The 21,449-nt window shown below is 37.1% G+C and carries 19 protein-coding genes; 15 read left to right on the top strand and 4 right to left on the bottom strand.

The window, feature by feature from the left end; genetic code table 11:
• The first annotated feature begins 109 nt into the window (after positions 1-109).
• The 10 genes from LI954_RS13385 to LI954_RS13340 all read left to right on the top strand — a co-directional run bounded on the left by LI954_RS13385 (position 110) and on the right by LI954_RS13340 (position 11,614).
• Positions 110-2,431, top strand: coding sequence for a cation-translocating P-type ATPase (locus tag LI954_RS13385; protein WP_202067503.1), 2,322 nt, complete (start codon positions 110-112; stop codon positions 2,429-2,431).
• A 197-nt stretch (positions 2,432-2,628) separates the two neighbouring features.
• Positions 2,629-4,503, top strand: a complete 1,875-nt coding sequence (gene dnaG / locus LI954_RS13380) for a DNA primase (protein WP_229444709.1) — start codon at positions 2,629-2,631, stop codon at positions 4,501-4,503.
• Between the two features lie 81 nt (positions 4,504-4,584).
• Positions 4,585-5,691, top strand: coding sequence for an RNA polymerase sigma factor RpoD (gene rpoD / locus LI954_RS13375; protein ID WP_202067485.1), 1,107 nt, complete (start codon positions 4,585-4,587; stop codon positions 5,689-5,691).
• Positions 5,692-5,899: 208 nt separating this feature from the next.
• Positions 5,900-8,008, top strand: coding sequence for a cell division site-positioning protein MapZ family protein (locus tag LI954_RS13370; RefSeq protein WP_229444708.1), 2,109 nt, complete (start codon positions 5,900-5,902; stop codon positions 8,006-8,008).
• 204 nt (positions 8,009-8,212) lie between these two features.
• Positions 8,213-8,920 (top strand): AzlC family ABC transporter permease, encoded by a 708-nt coding sequence (locus LI954_RS13365; protein ID WP_229444707.1) that lies wholly within the window; start codon positions 8,213-8,215, stop codon positions 8,918-8,920.
• On the top strand, positions 8,910-9,233 hold the full coding sequence (locus LI954_RS13360; RefSeq protein WP_202067488.1) for an AzlD domain-containing protein: 324 nt from the start codon (positions 8,910-8,912) through the stop codon (positions 9,231-9,233). The genes LI954_RS13365 and LI954_RS13360 overlap by 11 nt, the downstream gene beginning before the upstream one ends.
• 22 nt (positions 9,234-9,255) lie before the next feature.
• Positions 9,256-10,122, top strand: coding sequence for a S1 RNA-binding domain-containing protein (locus LI954_RS13355; RefSeq protein WP_229444706.1), 867 nt, complete (start codon positions 9,256-9,258; stop codon positions 10,120-10,122).
• A gap of 113 nt (positions 10,123-10,235) precedes the next feature.
• Entirely contained in the window at positions 10,236-10,706 is a 471-nt protein-coding gene (locus LI954_RS13350) for a Fur family transcriptional regulator (RefSeq protein WP_229444705.1), read from the top strand.
• Between the two features lie 283 nt (positions 10,707-10,989).
• The gene (locus LI954_RS13345; RefSeq protein WP_202067491.1) at positions 10,990-11,361 is read left to right on the top strand and encodes a VOC family protein; all 372 of its coding nucleotides are present in this window, start codon (positions 10,990-10,992) and stop codon (positions 11,359-11,361) included.
• The gene (locus LI954_RS13340) at positions 11,288-11,614 is read left to right on the top strand and encodes a hypothetical protein (RefSeq protein WP_229444732.1); all 327 of its coding nucleotides are present in this window, start codon (positions 11,288-11,290) and stop codon (positions 11,612-11,614) included. Before LI954_RS13345 ends, LI954_RS13340 begins: the two co-directional genes overlap by 74 nt.
• 514 nt (positions 11,615-12,128) lie before the next feature.
• On the opposite strand, the gene LI954_RS13335 is transcribed toward LI954_RS13340, so the two are convergent.
• The 3 genes from LI954_RS13335 to LI954_RS16145 all read right to left on the bottom strand — a co-directional run bounded on the left by LI954_RS13335 (position 12,129) and on the right by LI954_RS16145 (position 13,464).
• Positions 12,129-12,509 (bottom strand): DUF1761 domain-containing protein, encoded by a 381-nt coding sequence (locus LI954_RS13335; RefSeq protein ID WP_202067492.1) that lies wholly within the window; start codon positions 12,507-12,509, stop codon positions 12,129-12,131.
• Positions 12,509-12,976, bottom strand: coding sequence for an SRPBCC family protein (locus LI954_RS13330; RefSeq protein ID WP_202067493.1), 468 nt, complete (start codon positions 12,974-12,976; stop codon positions 12,509-12,511). The genes LI954_RS13335 and LI954_RS13330 overlap by 1 nt, the downstream gene beginning before the upstream one ends.
• A 365-nt stretch (positions 12,977-13,341) precedes the next feature.
• Positions 13,342-13,464 (bottom strand): hypothetical protein, encoded by a 123-nt coding sequence (locus LI954_RS16145; RefSeq protein ID WP_267491500.1) that lies wholly within the window; start codon positions 13,462-13,464, stop codon positions 13,342-13,344.
• A 274-nt stretch (positions 13,465-13,738) separates the two neighbouring features.
• Between LI954_RS16145 and LI954_RS13325 the strand changes: the two genes are divergently transcribed.
• The 5 genes from LI954_RS13325 to LI954_RS13300 all read left to right on the top strand — a co-directional run bounded on the left by LI954_RS13325 (position 13,739) and on the right by LI954_RS13300 (position 20,034).
• Positions 13,739-13,909 (top strand): hypothetical protein, encoded by a 171-nt coding sequence (locus tag LI954_RS13325; RefSeq protein ID WP_229444704.1) that lies wholly within the window; start codon positions 13,739-13,741, stop codon positions 13,907-13,909.
• A 1,306-nt stretch (positions 13,910-15,215) separates the two neighbouring features.
• Complete coding sequence (locus LI954_RS13320; protein WP_229444703.1) at positions 15,216-15,797, top strand: helix-turn-helix domain-containing protein; 582 nt, start codon at positions 15,216-15,218, stop codon at positions 15,795-15,797.
• A 252-nt stretch (positions 15,798-16,049) separates the two neighbouring features.
• A complete protein-coding gene (locus LI954_RS16240) occupies positions 16,050-16,781 on the top strand; it encodes a peptidoglycan DD-metalloendopeptidase family protein (protein ID WP_324254763.1) in 732 nt (243 codons plus the stop codon).
• Positions 16,782-17,720: 939 nt separating this feature from the next.
• Positions 17,721-18,326: an NAD(P)H-dependent oxidoreductase gene (locus tag LI954_RS13305; protein WP_229444702.1), complete on the top strand. Its 606-nt coding sequence runs from the start codon at positions 17,721-17,723 to the stop codon at positions 18,324-18,326.
• 46 nt (positions 18,327-18,372) lie between these two features.
• Positions 18,373-20,034, top strand: a complete 1,662-nt coding sequence (locus LI954_RS13300) for a peptide ABC transporter substrate-binding protein (RefSeq protein WP_229444701.1) — start codon at positions 18,373-18,375, stop codon at positions 20,032-20,034.
• Positions 20,035-20,140: 106 nt separating this feature from the next.
• Here the strand turns inward: LI954_RS13300 and gap are convergent, their stop codons facing one another.
• Positions 20,141-21,151: a type I glyceraldehyde-3-phosphate dehydrogenase gene (gene gap / locus LI954_RS13295; RefSeq protein WP_229444700.1), complete on the bottom strand. Its 1,011-nt coding sequence runs from the start codon at positions 21,149-21,151 to the stop codon at positions 20,141-20,143.
• Positions 21,152-21,449 lie beyond the last annotated feature (298 nt).

The following is a 21,449-nucleotide window of genomic DNA, read 5'->3' as shown; positions in this document are numbered from 1 at the left end:
TTTTGGGGATTTTCTTGCAGTTCTTTCTTTGAACAAGTAAACTAAAGAGGATGTGTTTTTCAGCAATGAGTAGGAAAGTAGGGATTTTGTGTCACTAGATCAATTTGAAATGAAAAAAGGGTTGAGTTCTCAGGGAGTTGAGAGCAGGAAACAGCAAGGGCTTCAAAATGATTATGAAGAAAATGTAGCAAAAACTACCAAAGATATTATCTATGACAATGTCATGACACTATTTAATTTTTTAAATTTCGGGATTGCACTTTGTTTACTTGCAGTGGGCGCATATTCCAATCTGGCTTTTTTAGCCATTATTTTAGTCAACATGACCATGGGTATTTATCAGGAAATACATGCACGTAATTTAGTTCAAAAACTTTCTATTGTGGCGAAAGAAAATGTCACAGTTATTCGGGATGGCAAACGACAGTCAATCAGTACAAAAGAACTAGTTATGGACGATGTTGTTCTTATTTCTGCGGGAGAACAAGTGCCGTCTGATATGAAAGTAATTGATGGAAAAGCAGAAGCTAATGAAGCCTTACTGACAGGTGAATCTGATTTAATCGAGAAAACGGATGGAGATGTGCTGTTATCCGGAAGTTTTTTATCAAGCGGACAAGTCTATGCGCAGGTTATTCACGTAGGTGCTGATAATTATGCCGTTAAAATCACTTCAGAAGCGAAAGTACATAAACCTATTCGTTCAGAGCTGATTCAGTCAATTCGCAAAGTATCAAAATTCACCAGTTTTGTTATTATTCCATTGGGAATTATTTTATTTATCGAAGGCTATTTTATTCGAGAGTCTGGAATGAAAGGGTCTGTTGTTGCTTCTGCTGCAGCATTGTTGGGGATGCTGCCAAAAGGGCTGGTTCTGCTGATCAGTATTGCTTTAACTACCGGTGTTATTAAACTGGCAAAAAAACGGATTTTGGTTCAGGATATGTATGCTGTGGAAACACTGGCACACGTAGATACCCTGTGTCTGGATAAAACAGGAACAATCACTGAAGGGAAAATGAGTGTCCAAAAAGTTGCAATTTTGCATTCAACATTTAGTGACAGTTTTCCATTGATTATTGGCAGTTATCTGGCTGAAAGTACAGACAACAATATTACTATGCAGGCAATTCGCAATCATTTTGAGATATCCAATCGATATGGTGCAGTAAAAACACTGCCCTTCTCATCGGAAAAAAAATGGGGAGCTGTTCAGTTTAATGAGATAGGAATTGTTGCACTTGGGGCACCGGAGAAACTATTTCCGAAAGATCGTCTGCCAAAAGAAGTTTTTGAAGCTCAGGAACAAGGCTACCGCACATTAATGATGGGAATTTCTCCTGATGGTGTTTTAAATGACAATGGTGAATTGCCGCCGTTGGAACCTTTGGCGCTATTTGAGATTGACGATCCGATTCGTCAGAACGCAAATGAAACCTTGGCCTATCTTCGTGAAGAGGGGGTAGATTTAAAAGTAATTTCAGGAGACAACCCGATTACAGTTTCCAATATTGCACGGCGTGCCGGACTGCACGGTTATGAGTCATATGTGGATTTATCAACTAAAAAGACAGAAGAAGAGGTCCGACGAGCTGTTCATGAATATACCATTTTCGGTAGAGTTTCTCCTCAGCAAAAGCGGACGATTGTAAGGGAATTAAAAGCGAATGATCATGTCGTCGCCATGACTGGGGACGGAGTAAATGATGTTTTGGCTTTGCGTGAGGCTGATTGCAGTATTGCCATGGCAGAAGGGGACGGGGCAACTCGACAAATTTCTAATTTGGTACTGTTGGATTCTGACTTCACTACACTGCCGGACGTGCTATTTGAAGGACGCCGTGTAGTGAACAATGTAACCAGAGTTGCCAGCGTCTTCTTTATCAAAACCATTTATTCACTGATTTTATCAGTTATTTGTGCATTAACGACAATTGCTTTTCCCTTTATCCCTATACAAATCACTTTGATTGATTTGGCAATCGAAGGGTATCCGGCATTTTTCCTGTCTTTTGAAGGGGATAAAAGAAAAATTAATGGTAAATTTCTACCTACTTCGCTTAGGAATGCCTCGGTGAATGCAGTTCTTGTTGTTATCAATGTTGTTGCTGTTTATCTGATTGCTCAAAATCAGGGAATTAATCAATTGGATACGACTACATTGATGTATTATTTGTTAATTGGAATTAGCTGTATGGCGGTGGTTCGAGCATGTTTACCATTAAATCGCTTACGAATTTTCTTAATTGTTACAACCATTTGCGGAATTTATGTAGCTGCGATGCTGTTTCACCATATTTTGGAGGTTGGCTTCTTAACAAGTACTACTTTGCCGATCTTTATTGTTATGATGGTTCTAAATATTATCGTTCGTACGATGATTGGGCTGTACACAATGAAGAAAAACGGCTTAACCGTAAAAGATTTGTAGTTCGAAGGTATAGAAGGTAAAGAAAATCCCTTGTTTTACAGAATTACGAAGGCGCTAAATACTTGAAATAAAAGAATTTTGTGATACAATGAATGATGTGTAACTGTGTCATTTTAAGACGTACTGAAAAAAGATCAGTGCGTCTTTTTACCGACTATTCACATGAAGATGTTTTTCTGTTCTTGGAGGTGAGGAACATGGCACAAAGAATACCTCAGGAAGTAATTGATGAGGTAAGACAGCGTACAAATATTGTTGAGATTGTAGGACAGTATGTCCAACTGAAGAAATCCGGTAAGAGCTACATGGGCCTATGTCCGTTTCATGAGGAACGCTCACCTTCATTCTCAGTTGCAGAGGATAAACAAATTTACCATTGCTTTGGCTGTGGAAAAGGCGGATCTGTTTTTAACTTTATACAGGAAATTGAGGGTGTTAGTTTTCCGGAAGCTGTACAGAAAATTGCAGACATGGAACAAATTCCGCTGCAGATTGATTTATCTGAACATATCGAAGGAAATGTGCAGGACAGAGATCCGCAACGTCGCCAGCTTTTAGAATTACATACAAAAGCAGCTGCGTTGTATCATCATGTTTTGTTGAATACCCAAATTGGCGAACCTGCATTGAACTACTTGTTGGAACGGGGACTGACTAAAGAAATCATTGAAGAATTTCAGATTGGTTTTGCTCCTCAAAAAAGAGACTTTCTCAGTCAGGTTTTTTCAAATGAAAAAATTTCCGACTCGCTTTTTCAGGAAATAGGATTGTTTATTCAGCGGGAAAGCGGCGAGTTTTTAGATCGGTTTTATCAAAGGATTATGTTCCCGATCTCTGATGCAAAAGGAAAGATTATTGCATTTTCAGGAAGATTGTTGCAGACAGAGGATTTTTCCGGTGAGGATATGCCTAAATATCTGAACAGTCCGGAAACGAAGCTGTTTAATAAACGGGAAACTTTGTTTAACTTTAATCTTGCAAGAAAAGAGATTCGAAAAGAAAATACGGTCTTCCTGTTCGAAGGATTTATGGATGTAATTGCTGCGTGGCAGTCAGGGATAAAAAGCGGTGTAGCCTCTATGGGGACCAGTTTAACGAATGAGCAGATTAGACAGCTTGAACGTGCTGCCGGAGAGCTTGTGCTGTGTTATGATGGTGACAAGGCGGGAATAGAAGCAACAAATCGTGCAGTGTCTCTTTTAAGTGAGCACAGCAGATTCCAATTAAGTATTGTAAATATTCCGGAAAAACTTGACCCAGATGATTATCTGCGAAAATATGGTCCGGAGGCTTTTAAAGAGTTGGCTCTTCATGGAAGAGAAACAGTTGTTTCATTTAAAATGCGTTATCACAAGCTGACTCGTAATATGAACAATGAAAAAGAGCAGCTTGATTATGTAAATACAATGCTTATGGAATTATCCTCCGTGGATTCTCCGCTGGAAAAGGATCGTTATCTGAACCAGCTGGCTGAGGAATTTCATCTTTCCATTCACAGTTTGGAAGAACAGCTTCGGCTGATAGAAGCAGAGAAGCGGCACTCATCCCGTGAGAAGAGACAACAGCAGTCAGCACAAAACTTTGACGAGTCTTTTCCAATTATGGATGAGACGGCAGCACCAGCTCCAACGAAAAAAAAACTTTCTCGAGTGGAAAAAGCAGAGCGGATGCTGCTGTACCGGATCATGAATGAAGGAAATATTCGAGCTGCGCTTCAGCAAAACGAAGCGTTCTCATTTGTGCATACAAGCTATCAGGAATTGTATTTGCTGATTGACAGTTTTTTGTCAACTTATCCTGAGTTTGTGCTTGCTCAGTTTTTAGAATACCTGCAGCAGGAAGAGTTGCGCAATCTGGTTATTGATATTTCCTATCAGGAACTGTCTGAAGAAGGATCTGAAAGGGAACTGGAAGATCTGCTGAAAGTGATTGAAAACTCAGTGATTGATCTGGAAATTCAACAGAAGAATTTTGAAAAACAGGAAGCATTGCATATGGGAAATAGAACCCGAGTGGATGAATTGTCACTGGAATTAATTAAACTGGCGCAAAAAAGACAAAAAACCAGATAATTTAAATAGAAAATGATTAACAAACCAGCAGCAAATGTTATATAATAACTAAGTATGTAAAAATGTAGGGGGCCTTCTTTCATGGAAAAAGAAACAGAAAAAAAATACGCAGCGGCCGTTGCAAAATTCATTAAAGAAAAGAAGCCGAAAGGCACAGCTTTTTATGACGACTTGTCAAATACGCTTGCAACACCTTTTACACTGAATGCAGATGAAATGGAAAAACTGATTCAAAAAGTTGAAGATGCAGGGATAAGTGTAGTGGATGAAAATGGCGACCCAAGTGAACACAGTTTGAAAAAAGACGAAAAAGAAGCGACCAAAGCTCAAATGGAAGATTTATCTGCCCCAACAGGAGTTAAAATCAACGATCCGGTACGTATGTATCTGAAAGAGATCGGACGTGTTCAATTACTGACTGCTGAAGAAGAAGTAGAGTTGGCATTGAAAATAGAAGAAGGCGATCAGGAAGCAAAACAACGCTTGGCAGAGGCTAACTTGCGTTTGGTAGTTTCCATTGCTAAACGTTATGTCGGACGCGGTATGCAGTTCCTTGATTTAATTCAAGAAGGAAATATGGGATTGATGAAAGCTGTAGAAAAATTTGACTATCGCAAGGGGTTTAAATTTTCTACTTATGCAACCTGGTGGATTCGTCAGGCAATTACTCGTGCAATTGCTGACCAGGCAAGAACAATCCGAATTCCGGTTCATATGGTTGAAACGATTAATAAACTGATCCGAATTCAGCGTCAGCTCCTTCAGGATTTGGGAAGAGAACCAACACCGGAAGAAATCGGTGCTGAGATGGATCTTCCAACAGAGAAAGTTCGTGAGATTTTGAAAATTGCTCAGGAACCAGTATCACTTGAAACGCCTATTGGTGAAGAAGATGATTCTCATCTGGGTGATTTCATCGAAGACCAGGATGCAACCAGCCCAGCTGAGCATGCTGCTTATGAGCTTCTAAAGGAACAATTGGAAGATGTTTTGGACACCTTGACTGACCGGGAAGAAAATGTTCTTCGTCTTCGCTTTGGTCTTGACGACGGTCGTACAAGGACACTGGAAGAGGTTGGGAAAGTATTTGGTGTAACAAGAGAACGGATTCGTCAGATTGAGGCAAAAGCATTGCGGAAATTAAGGCATCCGTCACGTTCAAAACAACTGAAAGATTTCTTGGAATAAAAAAGATTTTGAAAACAGTTCTGACTTGAAACTGCTCAAGTGAATGAGTCATTTCTATTTAACAGCTCTTTTCGAAGCATACGAAAAGAGCTGTTTTTCAAAATGTTTTAATAAAACTTAACATAAAAGTTAACTTGTACATATTGGAACAACACGCATTTTGTGATAGATTAGATTTACTTGGTAGAGTAGAATGTGAGGCGAAAAAATGACAATGCATTGTCCGAATTGCGGAAATGAAGTTGATGATAAAGAACAAACATGCCCTGAGTGTGGATTCAAACTTTCAAAGGAAGCCGCTGACCAGGAAAAGAAAGAAAATACAGAGCAGAAAAATCAGAAACATTTATTTAAAGATTCTTCTTCAAATTTCTCAACTGCTGAGGAAAATGAAAATATTGAATGGGCTGATCTGAAAGACCTTAGTATTGGTCATGTAATGGACTTATTCAATGAGCAGCAAAGCTTGGGCAGCAAGGATGCAACTCCTGTTGATGCTGATAAAGAAATAATTGAAAAAGAACCGTCTGATGAGGAAAGTATTGAAGAAGCCCCTTCAGTTCAGGAAAAAGATTCCCCGGAACTTCTTTCTGAGGTTGTCGATGAGGATGAATCTCTTTCAAATGAATTAGAGGAGCAACCAGACAATCAGGGAGTTGAAGATGAAGTAGAGCCTTCTTCGGAACTATCAGATACTGCAACTTTGAAAGACTATATAGAAGCACACAAAAGGGAAGTCGAAGCAGCAGAGAAAAGGAAGCTTGAAGGAAATACAGACCTCGAATTTGTTTCGGAAATTTCTGATGAATCTGTTGAAAATGAAGAAGCTTTAAAAGAAAATCAGGAGAAAGACGATAAACTATCGTTCAACGATCCGATCGTTGAAGCCGATACAGTGAATCTATTGGAGACAGATGGGGTTTTTGAAGAGAAAGAACAAATCGATGATTCTATTGCAGAAGAGAGTCTATCTGTCGAAAAATCCAAAGTCAAAGAACCGTTCATCCCTTCAAAAAGCAAGAAGCCGGAAGAAATAGAAATGGATCAGGCACCGATCTTTTTTAAGGAAACGGATGTATTACCTACTGAACTGGGACCTAAAAGACGTCCGCAATCTCAATTTGCTGATCTTGATAAAGCAGAACGTCCAAAGAAGAAAAGAGCTACTGAAGCAGCTAACCGTCAGAAACCTCCAAAGCAGCCCAAAAAGAAACTTCCGATTGCTATAGCAACAGCGGCCGTTTTGGTGCTGGGGGCAGGAGGCTGGTATTACAGTCAAAATCAGACGAAAGATTCTCCGGAGACAACACAGTCTTCTTCAAAAGAAAAGCTGGCTGATGAAACAAAAGCTTCACTAAAGAGCTACTTCTTAGATGATAATCAGCTCTATTTGAAACCTGATATGGTTTCTGTAAGTACAGAGTCGATTGAAGCAAATATAGAAAAATTAAAAGAAGATGATGAGTATGAAAATCTAAATCAATTGCTTGAAAAGGTGAAATCTAAACAAGCAACAATTAAAGATGTCAATACTCTTTTTACTGCGACAGCAATTACCGGAGACAGTTACAAAGAACAGCCCCTTGCGGCAGATAAAGAAGTAACATTGAAAAAAGAGACTGGGACAGACGGATTTTCAAAATTGATCAATCAGGCAATCGATGGTGCAACATCGCAATATGATCAATTACAAAATGCTAAAAGTGCAGTTGACGCAATTTATAAAGATGATCAGGCACGTGCGATATTATCGGACGAAACTTATGCAGCTGCTGTTGCAGAAGTAGATAAAATTAAGAATGAAGCGTTGAAAAAGCCATTAACAGAGAAGCTGACAAAGGCAAAAGCAGCCCTTGATGCAGATACTGCAGCTCAGCAAAACGCAGCCTCAGCTGCAGTTGAGACTGAAGCTGCAAATGTTGAAGTTTACAGCCAAACTGAAGTTTCGAACGAAGCAAACTCTGCAGCTGCGAACAATACTGCCGGAAATGCTAATACGGCTGTTGACAGCAGCGGATTTTCAGCAGCTGATAGTAATGGTGTTTATACAGCCCCCGTCTATACTGTAAATCCGGCTGATGTTGCTGATACCGGAAATGCGGCTTGGATATGGGCAGCGGGTGTGAAGGAACGAGTAATTGCAACATGTATTGAACGCGGCTATATGGTAGAGGGCGGCTATTATTTGGAGCCTGCCCGCATCGTAAACGGACAAGGTTACTATAATTTGTATAGAACAGATGGTACTTATTTAGTGACGATCAATGCACAAACGGGCTGGTTCAAAGGAAATGCCTCCAGAAATGCAGGGAACTGATTCCATCAATGGTTTGTATAAAAAAGTATCAGGCTAAAAAAATTTTATGAGAACCAAGTATGATTAAGATACCTCTGTACTTGGTAAGAAAACACGTAGTATTCTGTTTCATAAGGGCTTAAAGAGTTTGGAAGATATTCTCTTCCGGACTCTTGTTCTATTAAGGAGACAAATAGATTAAACAAAAGGGGAGGAATTCTTTGGATGGCAAAGAAGAAGTATGAAACATTTCGGGAAGGATTCCATGCTTGTCTGCCAACTGTACTTGGGTATGCAGGAATTGGCATTGCAGCGGGAGTTGTAGGGAAGAGTGTTGGTTTATCTGTAATTCAGGTCGCTTTGATGTCGATACTGGTATATGCAGGCAGTGCTCAATTTATTATTTGCGGGATGCTGGCGATTCAGGCCCCCATTTCAGCAATTGTTTTAACCACATTTTTGGTAAATTTAAGACATTTTTTAATGAGTATGTCTGTAGCCAGTCATTTTAAAGAGGAACCCTTAGTAACCAATGTGGGAATTGGCAGTCTGCTGACGGATGAATCTTATGGTGTCTTAATGACAGCGATTTCCAATGATCATAAGATTACTTCAGCCTGGACGCATGGATTGAATATTACGGCTTATCTTACATGGATACTCTCAACAGTTGTCGGTGCACTTCTGGGGAACTGGATACCTGATCCTTATGTGTTGGGTCTGGATTTTGCTTTAGTGGCTATGTTTGCCGGACTGTTTGTCCTTCAGATGGATACTGTCATCAAAAAAAAGACGAAGCAGACGATTATTGTATTAATTTCCGTCTGTGTATCATTATATGTATTGATGAAATTTTCTTCACCAGAGGTCTCAGTTATCGCAGCAACCTTGATTGGCTGCGGAGTGGGGGTGGCAGTAACTCATGATGAATAGTTATGTGCTTATGACGATTTTGGGATGTTCCCTGGTTACATGGATTCCGCGTATTGTTCCATTTATTTTGACAAAGAAAATGGATTTCCCGGAGTGGCTTTTAAAATTCCTGTCCTATCTTCCCATTTGTATATTAACAGCTTTGCTTTTACAAAGTATGCTGACTTATAAAGAGGGCAGTTTTCCTACACTAAAAGTACTGGAGGCTGTCAGTTGTATCCCAACATTACTGGTAGCGGTCAGAACTAAGGATTTAATGCGCACGGTTATTACAGGAATAGTAACAATTGCGTTACTGAGACTGATTTTTTAAAACAGATAGGATGAAAAAGAAAATGAATGAATTAATAGGAAATATTTTTACTGCATTGGTTATTGATCAAAATGATACCCATTACTTTTTACAAAAAAATGGTGTTACTTTCCGCCTTGCAAAAGAAGAAGGCGAACATCAGCTGGGAGAAGCAGTGGAAGGTTTTGGCTACCTGAATCAAAAACAGGAAACAGTGATGACTACAGCTGTTCCTGAGAGCAGAGTGGATAATTATGCTTTTGGAACAGTGACCGGGGTCAGGAGAGATTTAGGTGTGTTTGTTGATATCGGGCTGAAGGACAAGGATATTGTTGTCTCTATGGATGATCTTTCAACGATGAAAGAACTTTGGCCTAAAAAAGAAGATCGCTTAATGGTTTCACTTAGAGTAGATGAAAAGGGAAGAATATGGGGACAGCTGGCAGATGAAACGTATTTTAAAGCATTGTCTCAGCCTGGAACAGATGAATTGAAAAATAAAAATATTACTGGTACCGTTTTTCGTCTGAAAATGGCAGGTACTTATGTCTTAACAGATGATTTAAAATTGGGTTTTATCCATCCTTCTGAAAGATACCGGGAACCGCGTCTGGGTGAACAAATAGCTGGAAGAGTTATTGGTATCCGACCGGATGGCATACTGAATCTTTCGTTAAAACCTAGAGCACATGAAGCAATTAGTGATGATGCTGCGATGCTTCTGACTTTTTTGGAACGATCTGCAGATGGAAAAATTCCATTTACTGATAAATCAGATCCGGAAGAAATTAAGCAATATTTCGGTATTAGCAAAGGTCAATTCAAAAGAGCCCTGGGCAGTTTGTTAAAAGCTAAAAAAGTAAAACAAGAAAAAGGCTTTACGATTTTGTTGGAAGAAACAAAAGAATAGCATCCTAATTGAGAATCACTTGCAAATGTATCTAAATTAATTTATAATAATTATTATTTAGTTAAATAGAAACTTATTCTAGATTATAATTATTTTAAATAAGGGGTTTTTTTATGGCTTCTATGACAGCTTTGAAAAAAATTAAACAACAACTACATGAATCTGGGTTTAAACTGACTCCTCAGAGGGAAGCGACTTTACTCGTTCTGCTTGAAAACGAAAAAGACCACATGTCTGCAGAAGAAATCTATTTTTTAGTTAAGCGGAAAAGCCCAGAGATTGGTCTGGCTACCGTATATCGAACGCTCGAAATCCTAACAGATATTAAAGTGATAGATAAGGTGAGTTTTAATGATGGACTTGCCCGGTATGATCTGAGAAAAGAAGGTGCCAAACACTTTCATCACCATCTTTTATGTCTTGAGTGCGGGAATATTGAAGAGGTGGAAGAGGATTTACTTGGGGCAGTCGAAGAAATTGTTGAGCAACGATATCATTTTATTGTGAAAGATCACCGGCTAACGTTTCATGGGATTTGTCAGAAGTGTCAGCAAAAGAAAAAAGAAGAAGTTAAAAGCCAGTAATACTAAAGTTAAAATAGAAGAAAGTTCGAATTTCTACTTTGTTAGCAGAATTTGAACTTTTTTGTTTGTCAAAAATTGGTGTTACTGTTGTATTTAAAGGGCACTGAATTTATATCAGTAAATAGCAATTTTATTTCTTGTAATTGAAAAAAGAGACTGGTAAACTTAATTCGGAAAATGTAAAATATTGTTCACTGAGATAAAAAACAGAGTAATAACACTATCAAAAAATATCTCTGTTATTTATTTTTAGATTAAGTGATCGAAAAAGGAGAGATAGTTTATGAAGTTAGGTAATTTCTCAGTTAGTTTCCCTGTAAAAGACTTACATGCTTCTATGAAGTTTTATGAGGTGCTAGGATTTAAACAAGTAAGTGGAGATGTGCAACAAAATTGGTGCGTATTGCAAAATGGAGAGGCAAGAATTGGATTGTTCCAAGGGATGTTCGATGAAAGTTTTCTTACTTTTAATCCAAAGTGGAATGCCAATAAAGAAACAGAGGACGGGATGGAGGATATTCGAAAAATTGCTGGCAAGATAGAAAAAGAAGGGTACTCTTTGGAATTAGGAGCATCATTGGATGGGGAGAATGCAGGTTATTTCTTCATTAAAGATCCAGATGGGCACAAAATATTATTTGATCAACATGTATAATCAAAGAAAGGAATTAAATTATTGTGAGGTTGTGACAGAGCTCTTCATGCGACGAGTAACCGCAGAAGCAAAGGTCTTCATGCGACGAGTAACCGCAGGAGCAAAGGTCTTCATGCGACGAGTAACCGCAGGAGCAAAGGTCTTCATGCGACGAGTAACCGCAGGAGCAAAGGTCTTCATGCGACGAGTAACCGCAGAAGCAAAAATATTCTTCCTTAAGAACCAAGTAGGTATCATGGATCATCTACTCTGACAAGTCAATCATAGTGATTTATGTCAATAAGTCGGAATATCCGAAAATTGTCAAGGAACACTATTCATAGAATGAATAGCTGAGAATGGGTACACTACGCTGTGCTTCGATCATATCAACTTCTACGTATGAAATAGACCATAGTTTCATACGTAGAAGTTGACTTATTTTCAAGAGAACTGCTACCTCTACGAGTCTAACGATTCTTGAGACAAAATATTACGCTGTATCCGTTTTTCTGCGTCTGTGGTTCTCACTACACTACACTTCGTTTCGATCTCATCAATTTCTAAATGGCAGAGCCACTAAGAATTGAAGGACTTCGTTCCGATCCTCGAAGCGTGGGGGGCTTCGCTCCTACACTTCTTATGAATGCTTGGATTATACAAAGACTGGAACACCATTTATTCGGTTTTAGGGGACTCAGACATACTTATGTCATAGTCCCACACATTAAAAGGGCTGTTGGACCGTTAGTGATTCAACAGCCTTTCGTATAGCTGATTAATAATTTTTAGCCAAAAAAGTAAAAGAATGCAGCCATAATCATAATGCAAACGGTCTTATAGCCCTCATTGATTAAAATCAGTGTTAATGACTTTTGTTCAAATATATAGTTTTTCAATGCTGAAAACACTGCAATACTTGAAATTAACAGCCCTGATGTAAAAACAGGTAATTGTAATTTGCTGATTGTGTAGATAACTAAAAATGCTATCACTATTTCAATTAACAACGACAGTAACATAGGAAAAAATCCGCTGTCGCCCTCTTCAACTTGTTCCTCAGTAATTCCAAGCTCTTTCCTCCAAGTTTTTCCAAAAAGGACTGTGTACCAAAGTGCACCTACCCCAAAAGCTAATATACCTGCACTAATAATTGCTAAAATATTCATTATTTTCCACCAGTCTTATCTTTTAATGCTTCAGTCTTTACTCGTTCCATAAAATCAGTAACCACTTGCTCATTCTTCTTATTTCCCATCATTTTTACCATACAACGTGCGATAAAATTCGTTCCTTTATTTTGACCGCTATATAAGAATTTTGTTTCATTTTCACTTATTTTTATCAGTGTAAAAGAAGTTTCAATTTCAAACATTTTGGCAAGAGTAAATCCTGACTTATTATGCTTTCTTTCAGGGGTATCTTCATGTTCCAAATCAGTTACGATGTATTTTTCTACTCTTTTCCCCTCTTGATAAGTTTGCTCATAGGTACTGCCAACAATCCCATCTGTTTTCTCTAAAACTTTTGTCTCAATCACTTGAGGCATAATACGTTTCATGTTCTCTATATCAAATAAAGTCCAAATAATCTCGATATTTACAGGAATTATTATTTCTTTTTTCCAGGATATCAATTGTCGTCACTCCTTCTTTGTTATTCTTACTAAAGTATTCTTGGTGAATCCTTTTATTCGTTCCATTGGTACCGCTAATTATAACGAGAAAATTACCAAGTTTCCCCAAATTTATCTGTCACTATACCATACAACCCATTTCAAAATATTTGCTGAAGCTCCATTTTTACAATTCTACCACTCTTAAGTTTATTAAACATTCGTCGAAGTTCATTTTGATTGTAAGAACCTATAGGTGGTGCAATGTCATTGTCTCAAATCAAAATACTAGTTGACGGAATATCATTAAACATTACAATGTTTGAACCTATTCTAGGATTCGTGTACATCACTTTTTGTTTATTATTATCAGCTGCTGGAAATTTTTAGTTTTCCAGTAACAGTTCAACTGTTTTAAAATCCTGAACCTCAGCTTTAAAAACAGTTGGGTATAAAGCGAGTGTATTCTTACATTGTCCATCAAAATTCAAATAAATGTCAAATTTCATTATTTTACCTCTCATTCTCTGTTATTTTTATTTCTTTAAAAGAATAACATCAGAACCTACGTTCGTCAAATGGAAAGAAATATCAAAAAAATAACCATTTTCTGGGTACTATGGGTTTTGCGTAAATTTTAGAGATAAGTCGATATTTTTTAAGTAATAAATGAACTGCCTTCATATCAAAGTAGAGGTTAAGGAAGCGACAGTACAAATGAAACTTGTGGAAAAAATGACTAAAGAAATCATGACGAAATTAAATATCCAAAATGAATCATAGGTGAAGACGTGGTGGCGATTCTCACAAGGTGTAGGTAAACAATACAGTGATGACAAAGGAAGAGAGGAATTATGTTATGAAGAATGTTTGAAGCAGGGAAATAAGTATTTAAAGCAGGAGATCGGTATCTTTAAACAATACAAAGAGTTGGCAGGATTGTTGAAGGACTGAAACCTAATAGATCAACTTTCTTCTCTAAGAATATAGTAAAATTATCCTTAAAAATACATAAATGTTCTAAAAGATCAATAGTTTGTCCCGATTTTGAAATCTTTAAAGGTTTCAACAATTTTTTTTCACGAATTCTGGTGAATTGCTTGGTAACATGTTGCGATATATGGTTGAAGATTTCAGTAAGCGGGGCAATGTCGGATTGCTTCAGCTGCTGGGCGATTTTTTGATGACATTGATGAACCTAAATAAAGTGTGATACCTCAAAACTGAGTATCTCTATGAATGAGGGACAAAATAATATACTAACATATGTGAGTGTGAAACATGTCAGAAAAGAAAACTATTGGAGAAGCAAAATCTTAACAAAATAGTTGGGATGCAACATGTGTTTATGAAATTAAATGAAGAACGATCTCTTTTAGTTAGTGCTAAAGAAATAAGCTGGAAAGTTAATTGGATTGATAGCAAAGTCAATAAGGAGAAAATATACATTTGTAGAACATACAAAGAACTTGAAATTTAATTATATTTCGGATTCTTCGTATATTTTATTTCTGGTAGTGAATGATCTGCCATAAGTGTATGTCCTGCCACCACCTGTACGCCCTTGGGTTCCAATGTGGTTAATGTTTACTGAATATGTGGTCACATAAATACGATTTTTATACGATTTATTTTTAGTAGTAGATACATACATTGTTATTGCAGGATAATTAGTTGTTCCTGTATGTGATCTAGATACATACACAGAATTCGGGAATTTTATAGCATCCCCTGCTCTAAACGAGAATAAACTGTATGCTTCAGAAACTTCGAAAGCAAACATTTGTAGGTTTAAATCGGCAGCAGTGTAGTCATAAATTGTCAATTGTGTGTCGTCAGAAAAAGTGAGAATGAGCATATTATCCACAGTCTTATAATGAACAAGTTGATTTTCAGTGTACTTAGTTGTTTCAATTCTATTTAAGCCCATGTATTTCTGTTATTTTTTCTGGTTCAGCAGCTGAAGCAACATTCTCTGTAAAGTAAATGGATAATCCGATAGACAGCAAAATAATTATTCCAAATAATTTTTTTATATGGTTTTTCCTCCTTGAATTTGATGATTTCATGATAACATGTAATTAAAGAAATATGACTAGAAAATTAGTATTGTAAACGAATAGTAGCGTAAAAATATATGAAATAGTTCTGCTACTCTTCGTTGCGTTTTGCACTTTTTGTAGATTTTGTGCCGCTACGAATAGATGCTTGCTATTCTTTTTACTAATAATTATTCTGAAAATAGAAAGGAAGAACAGTCATGGAGATAGGAAAGACATTACAAAATTACCGGAAGCAAAAAGGATTGACTCAAGAACAATTGGCCAAAATCTTAAATGTTTCAAGACAAACTATTTCAAAATGGGAAACTGGTCGTAGTCTTCCTGATATTGAGAATTTAGTTTGGCTCTGTGATATATATAAAGTATCACTTGATAAACTGGTTGGTCGAGAAAAAATTTCATATGCAACAAAACAACTTAGAAGAAAAAATAAAAGAAAGGATTGGCTGCAGATGTTTCCAAAATACACAGGTATACTGCTTTTTCTTTTAAGTCTAATTTTGATTAGCGCAATGGGAGTTGGTTATTTTCAAAATAGTAAAGATAGAGCAGAGTCAAAGGATGCAGGACTACTTATTCTGTATAGCGTAGTTGATTCGACAATTGATAAAAATGGAAATTACAAGAGCTTTGAATTGGAGAATGGAGAAGTAATAGAGGCTACTTATGCAAAAATAACTGAATATGAATTAGAGAAACCAATAAATAAAATCAAAACGCAACGAGGAGATCCTTCTCATTGTTTTGAACTAGTGAAAGCTGAATTATTGAAAAATTAAAGTTTGCAAGACATTAATATTAGTACAAATTTTCTATGTAATCGAGGAGATAATAATTTAAGTTGTACACAAGCTGCTTTAAATAAAAATGATGGGGGGGGACTTGATTTGATACAGTATGAGCAAATCTGAAAACTTGGGTACTTATAACCTTTTTAACTTTGTAACGCAATCTGAACTATTGGTCAAGTGGGGGATCTGAAAATGGTATGCTAATCTGTATTTTTTATTAAAAGAAATGGAGTGATCACTATGAAAAAGCGTATGACAAAATTGTTTTTGCTGCTGTCTATAGTTTCAGCAATGTTCCCTTTTCTTGCACCAGTTGCTGCTTCGGCTGCTGATGCTTCATCCGGATATGTTCTTTTAGCTCATATGAGTTCTATCAGTGTAAAAGTTGGTCAAAATGTTTCTAAAGGAACAGTATTGGGTGTTATGGGCAGTACCGGAGATTCAACAGGTCCGCATGTTCATGTAGAGTATACTAAAGGGGTTTCCAATAACAAAAGTGACCGTTTAAATCCTAAAGATTATATAGATATATACGCAGCTTTGAATAAAAAAGCAAAAATATCCTGTGATTGGATGTGCTATCCAAACCACACAGGAGTCGACTTGATTCCTGAAGCTGGTGGAGGAGCAAATGTTACCTCTCCTGTAAAGGGAACTGTAGTGACAGCGACATATAGTTCAAGTTGGGGGAATTATGTAAGAATCAAAATCACTGGATCTTCTGGTGGTAGTACATGGAATCGAGTGGCTGAGACTGGCAGGTTTTATCCACAAATGACAGTAAATGTTAGAAACGCTCCAACAACTACCTCTCCTCAAGTAGCCCAATATTATAAGGGTGAAAGTTTTGTTTATGACTCATATGTAGTTAATGAAGGCTATATATGGTTAAGTTATATTTCTGGATCAGGTGTAAGAAGATATGTTGCTTGGAGGGTTCAAGGCGGAGAGAAATTCGGTTATATAGTTTGAGTATTTATCAAATGATTCTCTAATGCTATGTGTTGATATTTATGATTGTGTTACAAAGTTAAAAAGGTCATATATAAGGGATTTTACATCTATACAGAAGATCTAAAAATAATAATAGTATGTTGACGCCGACCAAATTTAAAATAAGTTATACTTCTAATCCAAGAAACGTGCAGCCTGCACGGGAGAAACTCGGCAGAAAACGCAGATTTCATCCCTAACTGGAATCAAACGAGCTGTAAAAATTATGGAAACAGCTAGTAATTCCCAAGTTGCTTTTGAAGCTGCTCATTCTTGTCAGTGAAGCATATACGTGAACAGTTTCTATCATTGAACATTTTTTAATATAATTTATAATTTGGTCAAATCAATAGAATAGATTAAATTTATATTATGAATCAATTGGGAAATAGTCAGAGAATCAAGTACAGTGACTAGGTGTGGAAGATAAATTAGATTGAGTAAATTGGCTCAAGGTGAATATTTTTGTTTCAAATGGGGAATAGTTATAATTTCGTCTGTCTTCATTCAAAAAAAATTTCTTTTTATACCTTAATAATTGTGTAATAGTAAAATACAATTACTAAGGTATTTTTGGTAAGGAGAGTTAAAATGATTAGTTAGGTCTGATGACGTTTCCTGGGGCAAGCGAACAGAAATAGGCATTTACTGAAGGTGAAATACTTGAAGCTATGTTTCAGTTTATAGATGGATATGTGAGAGCTGAAAAAATAGACTGTGAGTTCAAATACGATTATTTGGATGATCAGATAAAATAACAAAATTGGACAGAGCAAACTAAAAGCCTTTGATAAACCATTGCAGGATTCTATTTATGTCAGTTTTCTCATAATCATTGTGAAAAAACATTCAATATAAGCGATTTCCAATAAGTTTTGCTATAATGATAAAGAAATCAAACAAGAGGAGGATAACGAAATGAAAGCATTGATTGTCTACGCTCATCCAAGAGAGGTGAGTTTTAGCAAGGCAGTTTTAGATCGAACGAAATCGACTTTAGAGAAGAATGGTCATCAGGTGGAGGTTCGTGATCTTTACAAAATGAACTTCAATCCGATTTTAAGCAGGGCGGAAACTATTCATGTAGAAAAAGGAAAATTCATTCGTGAAAATAGTAACTATCCTACCGATGTTCTTAAAGAACAACAGCTGATACTTGAGAGTGATTTACTAATTTATATTTTCCCGATTTGGTGGAATGGTATGCCGGCTATAATGAAAGGTTATGTTGATCGTGTATTTGCCCATGGATTTGCTTATAGTTTTGAAGATGATGAACCCAAAAAACGATTTAACGGGAAACGGGCACTATTTTTCACTCCAACTGGTCAGCCTCAAAATGAAAACGGCGAGCTGACTCCAATCGATCAGGCAATTAAGCTTCTCACGTCAGAATGGATGTTCCAGTCCAACGGTGTAGAGGTAATTGATCATGTTTTTTATGGCAGAGTTCCTTATCTTACTGAAGAAGAGCTATCTGTCTACTTAGACGATGTGGAGAGTCGAATGAATCAAATTAATTAAACAGATCTTTCAATACAATAACGCAAATAATAGGGGTTTGAGAAAAATGAAAAAAGCAGTTAGCAAACTTATTAAAGCGACTATGATCATGGGCATGTTTTTATTATTTTCCGGATGTGGAGGAACAAAAAAAGATTCTCAAAAAGAAAATGAAGCAAGTCCGGATAAAATTATTAATATGATGGAAATCAACGAGATTTCTTCTATGGATTCTGGAAATGCACTGGACGGCGGCAGTTTTATTGCCATCACTCAGGTAATGGAAGGGCTGTTTAATCTGGATACCGATGATTCAATTATTCCCGGTGTTGCAGAAGAGCTTCCTGAAATCAGTGAAGATGGTCTAACCTATACCTTGAAGCTGAGAAAAAATGCAAAATGGTCCAATGGGATGAAGGTAACAGCCCATGATTTTGTATATGCCTGGCAGCGTGTGGTGGATGCCAATTATGCTTCGCCAAGTTCATTTCTACTGATGGATATTAAAAACGCTGAAGCCATTCTGGGAGGTGTGAAACAGCCGGAGGAATTAGGGGTTTCTGCTCCAGACGACTATACACTTATAGTCGAACTTGAAGCGCCGGTTGCCTATTTTACTTCTGTTATGACATTTCCAACATTGTTTCCTTTAAATGAAAGCTATGTGAACGAGCAAGGGGATAATTATGGAATAGATGCCAATCATCTTTTATATAATGGTCCCTATGTTCTCGAAAACTGGGAGCATGGAAATCAAAAATGGACATACAGCAAAAACGACTTGTACTGGAATTCTAAACAGTCAAATGTTGATAAAGTAAATATTCAGGTAGTGAAAGAAACTAATTTGGCTGTCGATCTGTACGAAAATAACGAGCTGGACAGAGCGGTGTTATCCGGTGAGTTTGCGAAACAGTATAAAAATGATCCAGATTATACAACACAACTGGATTCCTGGGTACACTTGATCGAGGTCAATCAAATAAAAGATGGCGAGAAAACTATTTTTGCTGACGAAAATGCCAGAAAAGCCATAATGATTGGGATTGACCGAGATCACATTGTCAATGAAATTTTGGATAATGATTCCAGAGTTGCCGGAGGAGTTGTGGCTGCTGAATTTGTCAGAAATCCTGAATCAGAAGAAGATTTTAGGGAGGAAAGCGGCATTCTGACTTCTTACGATAAAGTAAATGCCCAGAAACTGTGGAAAAAAGCACTCTCTGAATCAGAAACAAAAGAATTTACTATTGATTTGCTGGCCTCAGATCAGGATGAAAACAAAAAAATTACAGAATATATCCAATATAGCCTGGAAGAAAATTTTGAAGGCTTGACGGTAAATATATCATTGCTTCCTGAAAAGAGCGTGCTTGATCGTGAAAGTAATCAGGATTTTGATTTGCTGTTAACAAGAATTGGTCCTGACTTTCAAGATCCGACCACTTATTTGAATAATTACGCAGGCGATTCATTTCATAATCATTCAGGCTATAACAGTTCAATTTATAATGAATTACTGCAAAAAGCCGGAGAATTGTCTGCGAAGCCAAAGGAGAGCTGGCAAGTGCTGATTGATGCAGAACATACATTGCTGGAAGAAGCCGGTGTCGTACCGCTTTATCAATCTGCCAACACAGCATTAATGAGACAGGACATTATGGGGATGATCCATCATTTATTTGGTCCCCCTAATTATTATGGAAAAATAATTCTTAAAGATGAGTAACAGCACTTTTGGGAATTGTTTATTAACGTGTAAAAGAGCGGATATTGGCTTTGAATTGTCAATATCTGCTCTTTTTTCAGTATTACTGAATAATCAGCACAAACGATTATAAGTTTGCAAATTTTTCAAGCAACCGAATCATTTGGCAGGTGAAACCATATTCGTTGTCATACCAAGCAACGGTTTTAACCAGTTGAAAATCGCCGGCAGTGGTTACTTCGGTTTGAGTAGGATCGAAGATGGACCCTTCTGTTGTACCAATAACATCCCCTGAAACAATTTCACGGTCATCATAACTAAATGATGGATTATCAACCGTATGTTTCTTAATTGCTTCATTGACTTCATCAGCTGTCACTTTTTTCTTAAGAATAGAAACTAATTCCGTTAATGAACCATCTACAACAGGTACACGTTGTGCATGCCCCTGTAATTTGCCGTTTAATTCCGGAATAACCAAACCGATTGCTTTTGCAGCACCTGTTGAATGGGGAATGGTATTATCAGCAGCTGAACGAGCAGCACGCAAGTTACCGCCTTTTACCGGACCGTCCAATAACATTTGAGTAGACGTGTATGCATGGACTGTGGTCATTGTACCAACTTCAATTCCAAATTCATTATTTAAGAAATAGGCCATTGGAGCTAGACAATTTGTTGTACAGGATCCGGCCGAAATAATTGTATCATCTGGTGTCAATGTATCATGATTGATATTGAAAACGATGGTTTTCATTGCTCCTGCAGGGGCAGAGATAACAACACGTTTTACGCCGGCCTCTAAGTGAGCTTTTGCTTTTTCTTCAGAGGTATAGAAACCAGTACATTCAAGTACGATGTCTACGCTGTTTTCTTTTGCCCATGGGATTTTACTTGCATCAGGTTCTGCGTAAACTCGTGTTTTTTCACCATCTACAACAATGGAATCATCTGTTGCTGTGACTGAGCCTGGATAGGTTCCGTGAGTAGAATCAAATTGAAGCAATTGAGCCAGCATTGTCGGACTCGTTAAATCGTTGATTGCAACCACTTCAATATCATCTGAGACTTCTTTAATACGGCGAAAAGCTAGACGGCCAATTCGTCCAAATCCATTAATTCCTACTTTTACTGTCATAGGGTTATTCCTCCTTCAAATTTATAAAACAAAAGAAATAAAAATTTCTTTTTTTACCTGATGTTACACGTATAATTTTGCGCGCACAGCATCATTTTGTCAAAAGATACCACTTACTATGTCGAGGTTCTTTACTTTCTCCTGTGATGAGCAACAATAAATAGAAAAATCAGTTTGATTTCAATAAGATACAGAAAAAAACAATCTTCAATAAAATTATGCTGAGAAAAACTGCAATTTTACTGTAAAGAAGTTTTTTATTGAAAGTGATTTATGCTATACTTACACTAGAATTTTG

The organism is Enterococcus sp. CWB-B31, from assembly GCF_020567645.1.
GTDB lineage: Bacteria > Bacillota > Bacilli > Lactobacillales > Enterococcaceae > Enterococcus_L.
Note: the sequence above shows the minus strand (reverse complement) of the source record. Positions and strands in the feature narration are given on the sequence as shown.

What these genes read in the sequence shown, in the direction of transcription:
- LI954_RS13385 (WP_202067503.1), top strand. Translation starts at nt 110, where the DNA reads ATGAAAAAAGGGTTGAGTTCTCAGGGAGTTGAGAGCAGGAAACAGCAA.
- dnaG (WP_229444709.1), top strand. Translation starts at nt 2,629, where the DNA reads ATGGCACAAAGAATACCTCAGGAAGTAATTGATGAGGTAAGACAGCGT.
- rpoD (WP_202067485.1), top strand. Translation starts at nt 4,585, where the DNA reads ATGGAAAAAGAAACAGAAAAAAAATACGCAGCGGCCGTTGCAAAATTC.
- LI954_RS13370 (WP_229444708.1), top strand. Translation starts at nt 5,900, where the DNA reads ATGACAATGCATTGTCCGAATTGCGGAAATGAAGTTGATGATAAAGAA.
- LI954_RS13365 (WP_229444707.1), top strand. Translation starts at nt 8,213, where the DNA reads ATGGCAAAGAAGAAGTATGAAACATTTCGGGAAGGATTCCATGCTTGT.
- LI954_RS13360 (WP_202067488.1), top strand. Translation starts at nt 8,910, where the DNA reads ATGATGAATAGTTATGTGCTTATGACGATTTTGGGATGTTCCCTGGTT.
- LI954_RS13355 (WP_229444706.1), top strand. Translation starts at nt 9,256, where the DNA reads ATGAATGAATTAATAGGAAATATTTTTACTGCATTGGTTATTGATCAA.
- LI954_RS13350 (WP_229444705.1), top strand. Translation starts at nt 10,236, where the DNA reads ATGGCTTCTATGACAGCTTTGAAAAAAATTAAACAACAACTACATGAA.
- LI954_RS13345 (WP_202067491.1), top strand. Translation starts at nt 10,990, where the DNA reads ATGAAGTTAGGTAATTTCTCAGTTAGTTTCCCTGTAAAAGACTTACAT.
- LI954_RS13340 (WP_229444732.1), top strand. Translation starts at nt 11,288, where the DNA reads ATGGGGAGAATGCAGGTTATTTCTTCATTAAAGATCCAGATGGGCACA.
- LI954_RS13335 (WP_202067492.1), bottom strand. Translation starts at nt 12,509, where the DNA reads ATGAATATTTTAGCAATTATTAGTGCAGGTATATTAGCTTTTGGGGTA.
- LI954_RS16145 (WP_267491500.1), bottom strand. Translation starts at nt 13,464, where the DNA reads ATGAAATTTGACATTTATTTGAATTTTGATGGACAATGTAAGAATACA.
- LI954_RS13320 (WP_229444703.1), top strand. Translation starts at nt 15,216, where the DNA reads ATGGAGATAGGAAAGACATTACAAAATTACCGGAAGCAAAAAGGATTG.
- LI954_RS16240 (WP_324254763.1), top strand. Translation starts at nt 16,050, where the DNA reads ATGAAAAAGCGTATGACAAAATTGTTTTTGCTGCTGTCTATAGTTTCA.
- LI954_RS13305 (WP_229444702.1), top strand. Translation starts at nt 17,721, where the DNA reads ATGAAAGCATTGATTGTCTACGCTCATCCAAGAGAGGTGAGTTTTAGC.
- LI954_RS13300 (WP_229444701.1), top strand. Translation starts at nt 18,373, where the DNA reads ATGAAAAAAGCAGTTAGCAAACTTATTAAAGCGACTATGATCATGGGC.
- gap (WP_229444700.1), bottom strand. Translation starts at nt 21,151, where the DNA reads ATGACAGTAAAAGTAGGAATTAATGGATTTGGACGAATTGGCCGTCTA.